The organism is Kitasatospora sp. NPDC059795 (assembly GCF_042732175.1).
Classification (GTDB): Bacteria; Actinomycetota; Actinomycetes; order Streptomycetales; family Streptomycetaceae; genus Kitasatospora.
This window is the reverse complement of record NZ_JBHWID010000005.1, coordinates 238,768-252,356: the sequence shown is the minus strand read 5'-3', so window position 1 is coordinate 252,356 and position 13,589 is coordinate 238,768. Positions and strand designations below refer to the sequence as shown.

Below are 13,589 nucleotides of genomic sequence, written 5' to 3'. Positions count from 1 at the left end.
GTGCGCGAACCGCCCTACGGCGCCAGCCCGTTGCGCCAGCGGCGGTGCCGGGTGGCGGCGGGAGCCGGGTCGGGGCGCAGCGGCGGGTGCGCCCGGCGGGCCTCGACCCGGCCGGGGTGCGGCGGCCGGCCGCCGGGCCGGTACGGGACGGGCCAGAGCGCTCCCGGGCCGGTGTACCCCTGTTCGGCGGCGGCGTGCAGGGTCCAGTGGGGGTCGTACAGGTGCGGCCGGCCCAGGGCGCACAGGTCGGCGCGCCCCGCCAGGATCAGCGAGTTGACGTCGTCGTACGAGGTGATCGCGCCGACCGCCACGACGGGGACCGAGGCGGCGTGGCGGATCCGGTCGGCGAACCCGGAGTTGTGGAGCCGCCCGCGGTCGGGCCGCTCGTCCGGGACGACCTGGCCGCTGGAGACGTCCAGCAGATCGGCGCCGTGACCGGCCAGCGCACGGGCGATCTCGACGGCGTCGTCCCCGGTGTTGCCGCCCTCGGCCCAGTCGGTGGCGGAGACCCGCACGGCGAGCGGGCACTGGTCGGGCCAGCCGTCCTGCCGGACGGCGTCGAGGACTTCGAGCGGGAAGCGGAGCCGCGCCGCCGGCGAGCCCCCGTACGCGTCGGCGCGCCGGTTGGTCAGGGGGGAGAGGAAGGCGGACAGCAGGCTGCCGTGGGCGTACTGGAGCTCCAGCAGGTCGAAGCCGGCCCGCGCGGCGCGTCGGGCGGCCCGGACGAACTCGTCCCGGATCCGGGCCAGGTCGGTGCGGGTCAGCGCCCACGGCGTCGGGCCGTCGGCCGGCAGCGGTCGGTCAGGGCCGTCCCGGCCCGCGTGCGTCGGGCTCCGGAGGCCGGCGTGGCCGAGCTGCACGCCGATCGCGGAGCCGGTGTGCGCGTGCACGAAGTCGGTGACGCGGCGCCAGCCGGCGGTCTGGGTGTGGTTCCACAGCCCGGTGCCGCCGGGGCCGAGCCGCCCCTCGGGACCGACCCCGGCCATCCCGGTCATGACCAGGCCGGCCCCGCCCAGCGCGCGGGCGCCGAGGTGGACGAGGTGGAAGTCCCCGGGCTCGCCCCCGGCGCTGTCGGGGCCCGGCGCGGCGGAGCACATGTCCATGGGCGAGACCACCACCCGGTTGCGCAGCGTCAGTTGACGCACCGTCAGCTCGGTGAACATCGGCGGGGTGCCCGCCGGAACGCCGCAGGCGCGCTCGACCCGGGCCGTGAACTCCGGGTCGCGCAGCCGTAGATTGGCGTGGGTGACCCGGCGGCTGCGGCTGAGCAGGTTGAAGGCGAACTGCAACGGCGGCTGGTCGAGGTAGAGGGCCACGTTCTCGAACCACTCCAGACTGGCCCGGCCCGCCCGCCCGAGGGACTCGGCCACCGGGCGGCGTTCCGCCTCGTAGACCTCCAACGCGGCGTCCACGGTGGGCTGTTCGTGCAGGGCGGTGGCGAGCGAGAAGGCGTCCTCCAGGGCCAGCTTGGTGCCGGAACCGGTGGAGAAGTGCACGGTGTGCGCGGCGTCGCCGAGCAGCACGATGTTGCCGTCCCGCCAGCGGGAGTTGGCGACGGTGTGGAAGGTCGTCCAGTGCGGGGCGGCCCCGCCGAACAGGCGGTGCCCGGCCAGGACGTGCGCGAACAGCCGCTCGCAGGCGGTGACGGGCTCCTTGCGGTCGAGGCCGGCGGCCCGCCACACCTCGTCGCGCATCTCGACGACGAAGGTGCTGGCGTCCGCGCTGTAGGGGTAGGCGTGCAGCTGCATCACGCCGTGCTCGGTGGGGACGAAGTCGAAGCGGAAGGCATCGAGGACGAGGTCGGTGCCGAGCCAGATGTACCGGCAGCGGTGCGGGGTCACGGACGAGCCGAACGCCGCGGACCGTGCGTCGCGGGTCGCGCTGTGCACGCCGTCCGAGGCCACGACCAGATCGTGCTCCGCGGCCAGGAGCCCGGCCGGCGGCGCGGGCCGGCCGAAGCGCAGCCGGACGCCCAGCTCGCGGCAGCGGTCCTGGAGCACGGCGAGCAGTCGGCGGCGGGACATCGCTGCGAACCCGTGGCCGCCACAGGTGATCACCTCGCCGCGGTAGTGCACGTCCAGGTCGTCCCAGCGGGCGAACTCGCGCGCCATCGCCTCGTAGACCACCGGGTCGGCGGCGGCGACGCCTCCCAGCGCCTCCTCGGAGAAGACCACGCCGAAGCCGAAGGTGTCGTCCGGCGCGTTCCGCTCCCAGACCGTGACGTCCGCGTCCGGCGCGAGCCGCTTGAACAGCGCGGCGAAGTACAGGCCGCCGGGCCCGCCGCCGATGCAGGCCACCCGCATCGGGCGGCGGTGCGAACGGGCTGCCCGGGCCGGTCCGCCGTGCGGGGTGCGCCCGGTGTGCGGGTCCGCCATGTCCTGAGCCCCTTCCCATCCTGGCCACGCCACCGGCCGATCGCCGAAGGGCGGCGCGGGCGGCGCGGGCGGCGCGGGCGGCGTGGGTGGCATACGGGGTGCTATGCCGAATCTCCGGCCTCCGGGTCCGCGCCGCAAGCAGCGGCGAACTGGGCCCTGAGCCGGCGGCCGGACCCTGCTTCCCGGGCGGAGTTCCGCCGTCGCCTACGGTGAGCGCATGCGTAGCGATCACCATCCCTGGGACGTCCTGCTGATCGGGGGTGCCTCCGGCGTCGGGAAGAGCCGGGCCGCCGCCCGCCTCGCCGAGGCCCGCGGCGCGTTCACGGTCGAGTTCGACGACGTCGTCGCGGCGCTCCAGGCCGCGACCACGCCGGCCACCCACCCGTCGCTCCACCTCTTCGCGGGCCACCGCGACCCGGAGCGGGAGCTTGGCGCCGACCGGGTTCTGGAGCTGCAGATCGCCACCGCGCAGGCCATGGACGAGGCCGTGCTCGGCGTCGTGCGCAACCGGCTGAGCGTCGAGGTGCCGGCCGTCGTCGAGGGCGACTACCTCACCCCCGCCGCCGCCGCGCGGGCCGCCGCGGAGGCCGCCGAGCAGCACAGGCGCGTGCGCGCGGTCTTCCTCCACGAGGGCGACCCGGCGCGGATCGGCGCGAACTACGCCCACCGCGAGCCGCACCTCGGGCCCCAGCCCGGCCGCGCTGCCGTCAGCGCCGAATACTCCCACTGGCTCGCCGCCCAGGCCCGCGCCCACGGCCTCCCGGTGCTCGACTGCCGCCCCTACGACGCTCTTCCGCAGCGCCTGGCAGCCGCCCTGGCCTGAGCGCTCCTGGGTGCTTCGCCGCTCGGCAACGGTTTCGTGCGGGCCGCTGTCCGGGCGGCGGTGAGCGTGCCGGCGTGGTGATCCGTGCGGCGAGGGCGCGCAGGTCGGCGGTTGCGGGCGGCCGCGGAGCGTTCGGCGGTGCCGGTCCGCGCGCAGGCGGCCGCCGAAGGGCCTGAGCACAGGCAAACGCGTCGCTCCGCGCCGGAGCAGGTGGCTACGCTCGCGCCATGGAACGGGACGAGGCTCTGGAACCGCTGCGCCGGGTACTGCTGGAGCGCGCGCCCGGCGGAGTGGCGGAGGCGGTGGAGGCCGCGCGGGCGGCGTTGGCCGGCGGGGTGGACTGCCCGGGGCTGTGGGAGCTCGGGGTGCTGCCCGAGGGGGACGTCCTGGAGGCGCGCCGGCTGCTGGACGTGATCGCGCAGGAACTCGCTCCGGCGCTGCGGCTGCCCGCCGGCCGGAAGGCCCGGGAGTGGGCGTTGGCACGTTACTGGCTGCGGGATCTGCTGGACGGCCGCCTCGACCCGGCGGAGGCGGCCGCGCGGATCGGCTTCGGGCTGCGCCTCGCGGACGACCCGGGCTCGCCGCTGTGGCCGTTCTACCTGTGGCTGCACCGGGCGGAGGACCAGCGGGAGCACTGCGGCGGGGTGAGCGCGGAACTGGTGGCCGAACTGCACGAGCTGGCCGCCCGGTTGCTCGCCGAGCCCGGGTAGACCCTCGACCGGCGGCAGTGGGTCAGGACGCGGGAGCGCCGTCGCCCGGCGGCCACGGGCCGGCCAGCAGGCGGCGGGCCTCGGTGACCGTCGCGCGGCCGAGGTCGGTGCGGGAGAGGGCGTCCCGGGAGAGGCGATCCGGACTCAGCTCGACCAGCGGGCGCAGCGACTCGGGGCGGCCCAGCGGGCCCCAGCCGCCGTGGGTGATCACGCTGACGCCCGTCGAGGCGCGCAGCCCGCCGTCCAGGATCAGCCGCAGCCACCAGCGGACCAGCTCCCAGCGGGCCCGCTCGTACGGCAGGTCGGTGTCGTCGGCGGGCAGCGAGTCGGTCAACCCCAGCTCCGCAAGCACCTGTTCGAACAGTTGCGCCGGGTCCTCGCCACCGGCCGGCACGGCGAGGCGCGGCAGCGAGGGCGCGTGGACGCCGAGCGCGTCCGCCACCAGGCCCGCCGTGATCAGCTGCCGGTCGTCCACCTGACGGCCCACCAGCCGCTCCAGCGCCAGCATCCGCAGGTATTCGACCGCCTCGGTGGCGGTGGTCGCCATCGGGTCGTGCGGGGTGAGGTAGACGGTCTCCGGGCCGTCGGTCACGAAGTACGACCAGAACGGGACGGTGGAGACCGATACGCCACGATGCGGGCCGCTCGTGAACTCGGCGCGCACCCAGTCGGCCAGGTCGCGGCCGTACTCGATGATGTCGGTCTGGTACACCGACAGCACCGGGTGCCGCGGCCCGAACGGCGCCGCCGGCAGGTAGCGGTGGCCGTACAGCGGCACCAGTTGCGGCACGGTCGCCAGCGCCGCCCGGGCGACCCGCTCCCGCTCCGCCGCGTCCGCGGGCTCGGGGCCCCAGCGCGGGAACCAGTACCCGTGGCTGACGTCGAACAGCGTGCCCTCGACCGGCCAGGCCAGTCGCTCGCGCAGTTCCTCGGGGTCGCCGTACCGCCAGTCCGGCCAGCTCGGCCCGGTCGGCAGCCCCGCCGCCAGGAACACCCGGTGGTCGGGTGCGAACCGGAACCCGAACCGGGCCTCCACCGCGTCCAGTTCACGCTCCGACAGCCCGGGCGCGACATCCCGCAGCCCGCTCTGCCACGCCCTGGCCGTCTCGACGCTCGGCACCGCCACCGCCACCGCCCGCACCTCTCTCCTCGATCACTCCACCGTATCCGCCCCGCCCGGAGGGTTCTCGGCCGGCAGGGGTCAGTCGTGCACCCGACCCTGCAGAGCCTTCGACAACTCGGCCACGCAGGCGGCGAGTTGGGAGTTCGTGAGCTGGTTCGGGTCGCCGCCGCAGCCGCTCGCGGCGGGCTGGCCGTTCGGCTGCCCGCTCGGTTGGCCCGAAGGCTGGCCCGAGGGTTGGTCCGTCGGCTGGGTCTGCGGCTGGCCGCCCGGCGGGGTGATCTGGCCGGTCAGGGAGACCAGGTTGGGGGAGACCGTCGCGTCGCCGGAGAGGTCGATGTAGTCCTGGGTCTGCCCGTTGAAGTCCACGAAGCCGCGCCACATGTCCTTGCCGAACGGCACGAGCTCCTGGAGGGCGCCGCCCTGGCCCGCGCTGATGGTGATCGAGGTCTGCTGCGCCATGTAGGAGACCATGCGGCTGGCCAGCACGTCCAGGTTGACGGCCGGGGCGTCGTCGCTGCGGACATAGACGTGCAGGTCGTTGAGGCCGCCGCCGGCGCGGTCGGCCTGGAGGACGGCGTAGGCGACCACGAGTTGGGAGGAACTCTCCTTCGGGACCAGGGGAGTGACGTAGTAGAGGTGGCCGTCGGCCTTCGAACGGAGCAGGAACTCGCCGGGGTTGGTGGCGTTGGTGCTCGCCGAGGTGTGGTCGAAGCCGAAGCCGCGGTCGTCCTTCGCGCCGCGACCGCCCAGCCACTGCACCTCGTGGATCTGCGAGCGCACCACCGACGCCGGGTACACCGCGCCCGGCAGGTCGCCCGGTGCGACCTCGGCGCGGTAGGTGATGTCCGGCCGGCCGCTGGGCGAACCGCGCAGGACCAGGACGCCGGCGGGCGCGAGGACCGTGCGCTGCTTCCAGGCGGTCTGGCGGGCCACCGAGATCACCACCACCGGCTGCGCGGTGCGCGGGTCGGGGCCGTCGCAGTAGCCCCAGACGTCCTGGTCGCTGTGGACGAGGTCCGGGAAGCGCTCGGCCAGCAGGTTGCGCAGGCTGACCGCGCCCGTCCCGCCGAACGCCCGGTCGAACGCGTGGTCGCCGCGGAAGGCGCAGCTGACCACCGAGTTCGAGCCGCCGTCCCAGACCGCGATGCCCTCCATCGGCTGCTCGCCCGAGCCGTCCAGCACCGCCGTCCAGACCCCGCCGTCCTTCCCGGCGTTCGGCAGGTAGTGCAGGCTGTGGCCCATCAGGTGGATGCCGGAGGAGAGGCCGGCGCTGTCGGTGAGCGCCTTGGTGGCCGCCGCGTAGGAGGCGGTGCGCGCTTCGAAGTCGAAGTCCGGCATCGGCGCGGTCTTCACGCAGGCCGGCACGTCCGCCGTCCCGACCAGGTCGCAGCGGGTGCCGTCGCCGGGGCGGGTGTGCTCCGTCACGGCCTGCACCGAACGGGGGGTTTCGCCGCCCGCCGGCACGTCCAGGACGGTCGCCGCCGCGTAGAAGCGGCCCGCGTCCTTGTCGTTGTCCCAGATGCCCGTTCCGGCGCGCACCAGCGAACCGGCCACGGCCAGCGCCAGCACGGCGGCGGTCGCCCCGGCCCGCCAGCCGAGGCGCGAGCCCGTTTCGCCGGCGGCCCACAGCACCACCGCGCAGGCCGTGCCGCCCAGCCCCACCGCGACCCAGAGCCAGAACAGCGGCGCGGCGTCCACCAACCCGCCGTGCGGGAAGAACTCCCGCTTCAGCCACAGCCGGTAGCTCTGGTCCTGCTGGCCGAAGCCGCCGAACACCACATGCTTCACCGCCCACACCAGCGCGGCGAGCAGCGGCATCCACAGCCACCACAGTGCCAACCTCATTGTCCAGCTACGTACTTGACGCCCCATCGTCGTTCCCCTCCCCGGATCCGCCCCCGGATCCGCCCCCGGACCATCCCCGCTCCGTCGGCCCGCCAAGCCTCCCACCCGGCGGTGACAGCGGCCCGGTGGTTGGCCCCTCCGGTGCGTACGGCGGTTGACGCCGGATTGGCGAAGGTGACGCCGCGTCAGAAACCCTTGCGGGGTCGATCGTTCCGCGTCTTGGAGGAGAAGCGTGTCGAACCCCGCTCCGCCACCCGTCCCACCCGTCCCGCCCGTCCCGCCGGTCCCGCCCGCTCCGCCTGTTCCGCCGCCCGGGCCCGGGCCGAGCCCCGTCCCGCCGGTGCGCTGGTACCGGAAGGCGGAGACCTGGCTCGCGATCCTCGCCCTGGTGGTCGCGGGGGCGGCGATCGTCCCCGGGGTGATGGCGCTCGTCCCCGCGAACCGCTCCGCGAGTGCGGACGCCAACGGGGACCGGCGGGCGCAGCAGGAAGAGGAGGAGAAGAAGGCCCGCGCCGACGGGCCGCCGGTGTCCATCGCCGGGGGAGGGGCCGACTACGTGCCGCAGTACTTCGCGTTCCCGGGAGCGACGACGAGCCTCGGGCCGGCGGCCGGCTACGCGATCGGAACGCCCGCATACCGTTCCTGGCTCGACTCGAACGACGTGCGGGTGGTGGGCGCCGGGGCCGCGCGGTTCACGGTGCGCGCCCTGCACGAGGGCACCGTCATCATCCAGGGCATGCGGCTCACGGATGTCCGGTGCACGGCCCCGACCGACGGCACGCTGGTACTGCCAGGGCCGATCGGCGGACCGGGGGAGGAAGTGGAGAAGACCGTCCTGGCGTTCGACCTCGCCGAGCGCAGTCCCAGGGCCCGCACGCTGCTTCCGGGCGACACCGGGAGCCACTTCGCCCTCGGCGACCCGTACTTCTCCAAGTCGATCTACCTGGAGGGCGGGGCCGCCGGTGACGCCCGGACCTTCGAGGTGTACTTCGTGGCGGGCAGCCAGGACTGCGAGTTCGGGCTCGACGTCAACGTCACGAGCAACGACAAGGAGAGCTGGGTGCCGGCCGAGCTCGCTGAGGGGGTGAAGCGCTCCCAGGTGGCGGCGTTCGCCACGCGGTACCGGTCGATCGTCGCGCCGACCGGCCCGGAGGACGGCTGGGTCGGGCAGAAGCTGGTGCCGGTCGGCACCCCGATCCCGGGGCTCACGGTCACCAGTCCGGCGCGAAATCAAGAGGTTGCGCAGACAGGCGCGACGGGGCACCTCGGGAGATGAAGAGGCACAGGGAACTCAGGCAGTGCACGAAGTCGCTGCGGGGCGCCGGCCAGCGGTGAACGCGGCCGGTGGGACACCCATGAAGTGGCGGAACTCGGCCGTCATGTGGGACTGGTCGTAGTAGCCGGCCGTCGCGGCGATGTCCGCCCAGCGGCCCGTATCGGCCGCGAGCACGGTGCGAACGCGGTCAATGCGTGCGAAGTGCTTGGGGGACAAGCCGGTGGCGTCGGTGAACAGGGCGTGCAGGCGGCGCTCACTGATGTGCAAGCGGGCCGCGGTCGCGGTGACAGTGGTGCCGACCAGGAGACGCGCCGCCTCTTCGAGCCGCCCCGACGGCTCCGGGCGGTCGGCCAACGCTCTTTCGAGAACGGTGACCGGGTCGGCGGCGAGCTGGTCGATGTCCAGGTCCGGTAGTTCGCGGAGCGGCAGGGCACCGTCGGCGAGACCATTCAGCGAACGTCCGAGCAGGGCTTGGGCACGCCCCGGCCGCATCCGAACCCGCACGCACGAGTGGCCGGGCGCGGCGACGTGATAGGCGGCCCGGGTGCGGGGACCCATGACGACCAGCTCGGGCTTGTCCGTGCGCACGAGAAGCGTGGTGGCGTGGTCGGGAACATCGACCGCCGCCGACCCGACCGCCGTAGCGACCTCGATCCCGGCCACCCACCGCAGAAGGGCAGGCGGCACGACGAGAGAACTCACGCGGCCCACGATAGTGCCGAAACTTCCTATCAGGGGCCGCGAGAGCGCTGTCATCGTCGGGGCATGATCCTTGTTACCGGTGCCACCGGCACCATCGGCAGTCACGTCGTCCGCCTGCTCACCGAGCGCGGCCTACCGTTCCGGGCGATGTCCCGCCGCGAGCGGCCCGGCGGGGTGCGGGCCGACTTCGACGACCCGGCGTCGCTGGCGCGCGCAGTGGCCGACGTCGACACGGTCTTCCTCGTCACCGTGCCCCCCGCACCCACCGCGGACCACGACATCGCCCTGGTCACGGCCGCGCGGGCGGCAGGCGTCCGTAAGATCGTCAAGCTGTCCGCCATCGGCAGCGGCGAGCGGTTCGACGGGGCGACCGTCGGCGCGTGGCACCTCGCCGCGGAGGAGGCGATCGAGGCCAGCGGGCTCGCGTGGACGATGCTTCGCCCGCCGAGCTTCGCCTCGAACGTCTTGTGGCACCGGGCGCTGATCCAGGCCGGAGAGCCGATCCCGAACCTGACCGGCGACTCCCGGCAGGCCATCGTCGACCCGAGGGACGTGGCCGCGGTCGCCGTCGCCGCCATGACCAGCGATGCGCACGACGGGCAGCGGTACGACCTGACCGGGCCGGAGCTGCTGACGTTCGCGGACCAGGCCGCGATCCTGGCGGGCGTGCTGGAACGGCCGGTCAGGACCACCGACACGAATGCGCTCGACCGGTTGCCGGCCGGGATGCGCACCGGCGTCGGCTGGGCACGTGCCGGCGGTGCGGCCTACGTCACCGACCACGTGCCGCGAGTGCTCGGTCGGCCGGCGGGCACGTTCGAGCAGTGGGCACGCGACCATCGGGAGGCATTCGCGGCAATGCCGTAACCGACCGCCGCGCCGCGCAACTGGTTCCACAGGGGTTCGATCAGCCATGGCGGCAAGGCGGGCACAGGTCTCACGGTGATCACGGAGCGTCGCAGCCCCGTGATCACCGGGCCCTGTGTCTCTTCTTCTTCCGAGGTGCCCCACCGCGCCTGTCTGCGCGACCTCTAAATCGTTTGGCGGTACCGGAGGACGGCTGCTAACGTGCGGATCACCGTGACAGGATGCGAGGAGGTGAACACCCATGAGAGCTGGACCAAGGTGGGTGCTCCCCCTTTTCCTCACGGTGTGCGGCTGATCGAGTCGCTGTCGGGAGCGCCTTGCTGTGCAGGTACTTCCGAAAGGCGACAGCCATGAACACTGTGATGATCAACCGGGTCGACGAGGCCCAGTGGCAGGCGGTGGCGGACGAGCAGATCGTCGGCCACGGTGACGTCTCCCAGCGGCCCGACGGCCGACTCTTCGTCAGCATCGACGTCTGGCAGGACGAGGCGTTCGACCCGCTGGCCGACGCGATGCTGGGCGAACTGCCGGGCGCCGTGCTCCACACCCTGGTCGGCGGCGAGGACGCCGAACTGGCGTCGCGTTGGCAGCGGGCCGGGTTCACCGTCGAACGGCGCGAGTGGGAGTACCTGATGCCCACCCGCACCGAACCCGCCACCGAACCCGCCACCGAGCAGGCCGACCAGGCCGACCAGGCCGAGCCGGCCGGCGAGGGCGTGACGATCCTGCCCGCCGGCACCGCCGACGAGCAGCTGCTGCGCGCCCTCGACCGGGACGTCCGGGCGCAGGTCGAGGCCGCCGTCGGCTGGCACACCATGCCCGCCGAGCTCAGGCCGCACCCCGCCGGGGACACCCTGATCGACCCGTCGCTGTACGCGGTCGCCGTGCTGGACGGGCAGTACGCGGGCCTGATCCGCGTGGTGTCCCGGGGCCGCCGGGCCCGGATCGGGCTGCTCGCCGTCCGGGCCGAACTCCGCCGCCGGGGCGCGGGCCGGGCGCTGCTCCGGCACGCCCTCGCCACCCTGCACGAGGCCGGCATCGACACGGCGTGGACGGAGATCGACCAGTCCCACACCGCCGCCACCACCCTGTTCGAACAGTCCGGGGCCCGGCGCACGGGCCACCTCGCCGAACTGGTGCGCGGCCCGCACTGACACCGGCGCCCGCCACCCTCGCCACCCCTCACGACCACCCCCGCCACCCCCGCTTCACCGAATCGAGAAACGAGAAACCTTGCCGCGTATCAGCAAAGGCCTGGAAATAGAGGGCACCGTCATGGAGTGCCTGCGCAACGCCACCTTCAAGGTGGAGCTGGAGAACGGCCACCAGGTGCTCGCCCACATCAGCGGAAAGATCCGCAAGAACTACATCAAGATCCTCCCGTTCGACCGGGTCCTGGTCGAGCTCAGCCCGTACGACCTGACCAGGGGACGGATCATGTACCGCTACCGCAACTGACCCGTCCGGAACGGCAGCGGCCGCCGTCGGTGTGCGAAGGCGCACATCGCGGCGGCGGCCGTTGCCCCCGCGCCCGGCCGAGTGACAGAGTGCCGGGCATGGAAGAGTCGCAGGTCAGGGCAGGGGAGCGGGCCGCGCGCCCGGAGACGGTGTTCGACTGGGTGGACGCGGCGGCCGCCGCACGGGAGGCCGCCGGGCTGACCAGGCGGCTGCGCAGTCGCGCCGCCGAGGACGACGTGCTCGACCTCGCCTCCAACGACTACCTCGGCCTGACCAGGCACCCGGCGGTCACCGGCGCCGCCGCCGAGGCCGCCCGGCGGTGGGGCGGCGGCTCCACCGGCTCCCGACTGGTCACCGGCACCACCGCCGCGCACACCGAACTCGAACGCGAACTCGCCGAGTTCTGCGGCTACGAAGCGGCCCTGGTGTTCTCCTCCGGCTACACCGCCAACCTGGCCGTGCTCACCGCACTCGCCGGCCCGGACACCCTGATCGTCTCCGACGCCCACAACCACGCCTCGCTCATCGACGGCTGCCGACTGTCCAAGGGCCAGGTCGCCCGCGCCGCCCACAGCGACCCGCGGTCCGTCCGCGAGGCCCTCGCCGCCCGCACCCTGCCGCGCGCCCTGGTGGTCACCGACTCGGTCTTCTCGGTCGACGGCAACGCCGCACCCCTCGCCGAACACCTCGCCGTCGCCCGCGAGTTCGGGTCCGCCCTGATCCTCGACGACGCGCACGGCCTCGGCGTGCTCGGCCCCGGCGGCGCCGGAGCGGGAGCCGCCGCCGGAATCGCCGGAGGGCCCGACGTGGTCGCCACCGCGACGCTCTCCAAGTCGCTCGGCGCGCAGGGCGGCGTCGTGCTCGGCCCCGAACGGGTGATCCGCCACCTGGTCTCCGCCGCCCGCACCTTCATCTTCGACACCGGCCTCAACCCGGCCGCCGTCGGCGCCGCACTCGGCGCGCTGCGCCTGCTGCGCGCCGAACCCGGCCGGGCCGCCGACGCACTCCGGGTGGCCCGCGAACTCTCCACCCGGCTCGCCGAGTTCGGCCTCGACACCACCGCACCGGACGGCGCGGTGGTGTCGGTGCGGGCCGACGACCCGGAGCACGCCGTGCGCTGGGCCGCCGCCTGCCGCGACGAAGGACTCGCGGTCGGCTGCTTCCGCCCCCCGTCCGTGCCCGACGGCGTGCCCCGGCTGCGCCTGACCGCCCGCGCCGACCTGACCGACGACCAGATCGCCTTCGCGGTCGGCGTGGTGGTCAAGACCCGGTAGGCCCCGCTCGCCGGTCAGCCGCCGGTCAGCCGCCGAACACGACCTGACCTGGCCGCCCCACCCCACTGACGTTCGGAGTCGGCGGGTGGCGTCAGTGCGGCGGCGAGTCGGTCGACGCCGAATCCGCTGATCAGGAGGCGTTCTTTGCGGTTTCCGGTGAGGTGCTGGGTCCAGTCGACAAACCCGCCGTCCGCGACTTCCCGTTGCCAGCCGTGGACGGTGGCGTAGATCTTGTAGCAAAGGCCGGTGTAGTAGCCGCGTCCGGTCGCCCGGTCGGGATCGTCGACAATGTCAACGCCCGGTGTTCCGGCCAGCTCGGTACGTGTGCGGCCCAAGATCGGTGCGGTGGACCCGTCGAGGCAGGTGATGCGGATCTCGGTGTGGCGCACTCCGGCACGTGCCATCGCCCGGACGGCGAACTGCAGGTGCTCGACCAGGTGCTGCTGTTCGAAGGTCCGGCTGCCGGTGTCCCGACTGGCGGTCACCAGCGCGAACAGGTGGAAGTGTGCGAGCATGCCGGGCGCGTCGAAGTGCTGGGCACGCACGACTCGTTGGCTGGCGGCCATCCGGACCGGCACGGCCGAGCGGGGATCTGCGGCCAGGGCCTGGGATCTCCGCCGGGCTCCCTCCAGGGCCAGGGCATTGGTCGGGTCGGCCGCGACCTCGCTGCCACGAATGGTGGCGACGACCTTGCGCGGGTCGACGGTCGCGACCGCTGTGTGTGCTGCCAGGGGGACGAGCGGAGCCAAGGTGAGCAGCTGGAAGTCATCCGGCAGCGCCGCGAGCAGGAAGTCTTCGGCTCGTCGGATGTCCGCGAACGCTGTCGGGGCCGGGGTCACGAACCGGTCGGTGCGATAACGCCGCATCACCTCGGCCGGGGTGAGCCGATCGGCGCGACGTCGGAAGACCTCCAGGAGCAGTGTGGTCAGATCCGTCCCGGTCAGCCCCTTGGCCAGCAGGTCCAGCAGCTCCGGCCCGCCGGCCTTGTCCAGAACTCGTCGCAACGCGGGATCGGCCGAGTACTCATCGCTCGTCATGCGCGCCAGTTTCGCCCGGCCGGCACCGGAGAGACCATCGATTTCCGCGCATCGCGGCAATCATGCCGCCGTTCGGCCGGACTCCCCGCCCGCTACCGT

12 protein-coding genes are annotated in these 13,589 nt (G+C 73.8%); 7 read left to right on the top strand and 5 right to left on the bottom strand.

Going from position 1 to position 13,589, the window contains the following annotated elements:
- Window positions 1-14 precede the first annotated feature (14 nt).
- Window positions 15-2,375 carry an FAD-dependent monooxygenase gene (locus tag ACFV4P_RS13090; RefSeq protein WP_380470392.1) on the bottom strand — a complete coding sequence of 787 codons (2,361 nt, stop codon included), beginning with the start codon at window positions 2,373-2,375 and terminating at the stop codon, window positions 15-17.
- A gap of 217 nt (window positions 2,376-2,592) precedes the next feature.
- On the opposite strand from ACFV4P_RS13090, the gene ACFV4P_RS13085 reads away from it, so the two are divergent.
- Both ACFV4P_RS13085 and ACFV4P_RS13080 read left to right on the top strand, forming a co-directional pair.
- Window positions 2,593-3,198 carry an AAA family ATPase gene (locus tag ACFV4P_RS13085; RefSeq protein WP_380470390.1) on the top strand — a complete coding sequence of 202 codons (606 nt, stop codon included), beginning with the start codon at window positions 2,593-2,595 and terminating at the stop codon, window positions 3,196-3,198.
- A gap of 227 nt (window positions 3,199-3,425) precedes the next feature.
- Window positions 3,426-3,908, top strand: coding sequence for a hypothetical protein (locus ACFV4P_RS13080; protein ID WP_380470388.1), 483 nt, complete (start codon window positions 3,426-3,428; stop codon window positions 3,906-3,908).
- Between the two features lie 22 nt (window positions 3,909-3,930).
- On the opposite strand, the gene ACFV4P_RS13075 is transcribed toward ACFV4P_RS13080, so the two are convergent.
- Both ACFV4P_RS13075 and ACFV4P_RS13070 read right to left on the bottom strand, forming a co-directional pair.
- On the bottom strand, window positions 3,931-5,049 hold the full coding sequence (locus tag ACFV4P_RS13075; protein ID WP_380470386.1) for a hypothetical protein: 1,119 nt from the start codon (window positions 5,047-5,049) through the stop codon (window positions 3,931-3,933).
- 60 nt (window positions 5,050-5,109) lie between these two features.
- The gene (locus ACFV4P_RS13070; RefSeq protein WP_380470385.1) at window positions 5,110-6,876 is read right to left on the bottom strand and encodes a PT domain-containing protein; all 1,767 of its coding nucleotides are present in this window, start codon (window positions 6,874-6,876) and stop codon (window positions 5,110-5,112) included.
- 340 nt (window positions 6,877-7,216) lie between these two features.
- Between ACFV4P_RS13070 and ACFV4P_RS13065 the strand changes: the two genes are divergently transcribed.
- Window positions 7,217-8,152 (top strand): hypothetical protein, encoded by a 936-nt coding sequence (locus tag ACFV4P_RS13065; protein WP_380470383.1) that lies wholly within the window; start codon window positions 7,217-7,219, stop codon window positions 8,150-8,152.
- Window positions 8,153-8,167: 15 nt separating this feature from the next.
- Here ACFV4P_RS13065 and ACFV4P_RS13060 read toward each other — a convergent pair whose 3' ends face one another.
- Window positions 8,168-8,854, bottom strand: a complete 687-nt coding sequence (locus ACFV4P_RS13060; RefSeq protein ID WP_380470381.1) for a helix-turn-helix domain-containing protein — start codon at window positions 8,852-8,854, stop codon at window positions 8,168-8,170.
- A gap of 63 nt (window positions 8,855-8,917) precedes the next feature.
- Between ACFV4P_RS13060 and ACFV4P_RS13055 the strand changes: the two genes are divergently transcribed.
- The 4 genes from ACFV4P_RS13055 (at window position 8,918) to ACFV4P_RS13040 (ending at window position 12,453) form a co-directional block, all read left to right on the top strand.
- Window positions 8,918-9,721, top strand: coding sequence for an NAD(P)H-binding protein (locus tag ACFV4P_RS13055; protein WP_380470380.1), 804 nt, complete (start codon window positions 8,918-8,920; stop codon window positions 9,719-9,721).
- A gap of 350 nt (window positions 9,722-10,071) precedes the next feature.
- The gene (locus ACFV4P_RS13050; protein WP_380470378.1) at window positions 10,072-10,875 is read left to right on the top strand and encodes a GNAT family N-acetyltransferase; all 804 of its coding nucleotides are present in this window, start codon (window positions 10,072-10,074) and stop codon (window positions 10,873-10,875) included.
- A 79-nt stretch (window positions 10,876-10,954) separates the two neighbouring features.
- Entirely contained in the window at window positions 10,955-11,179 is a 225-nt protein-coding gene (gene infA / locus ACFV4P_RS13045) for a translation initiation factor IF-1 (protein WP_380470376.1), read from the top strand.
- A 98-nt stretch (window positions 11,180-11,277) separates the two neighbouring features.
- Window positions 11,278-12,453 carry an 8-amino-7-oxononanoate synthase gene (locus tag ACFV4P_RS13040; RefSeq protein ID WP_380470375.1) on the top strand — a complete coding sequence of 392 codons (1,176 nt, stop codon included), beginning with the start codon at window positions 11,278-11,280 and terminating at the stop codon, window positions 12,451-12,453.
- Window positions 12,454-12,467: 14 nt separating this feature from the next.
- Here ACFV4P_RS13040 and ACFV4P_RS13035 read toward each other — a convergent pair whose 3' ends face one another.
- On the bottom strand, window positions 12,468-13,490 hold the full coding sequence (locus tag ACFV4P_RS13035; RefSeq protein WP_380470373.1) for a hypothetical protein: 1,023 nt from the start codon (window positions 13,488-13,490) through the stop codon (window positions 12,468-12,470).
- Window positions 13,491-13,589: the final 99 nt, after the last annotated feature.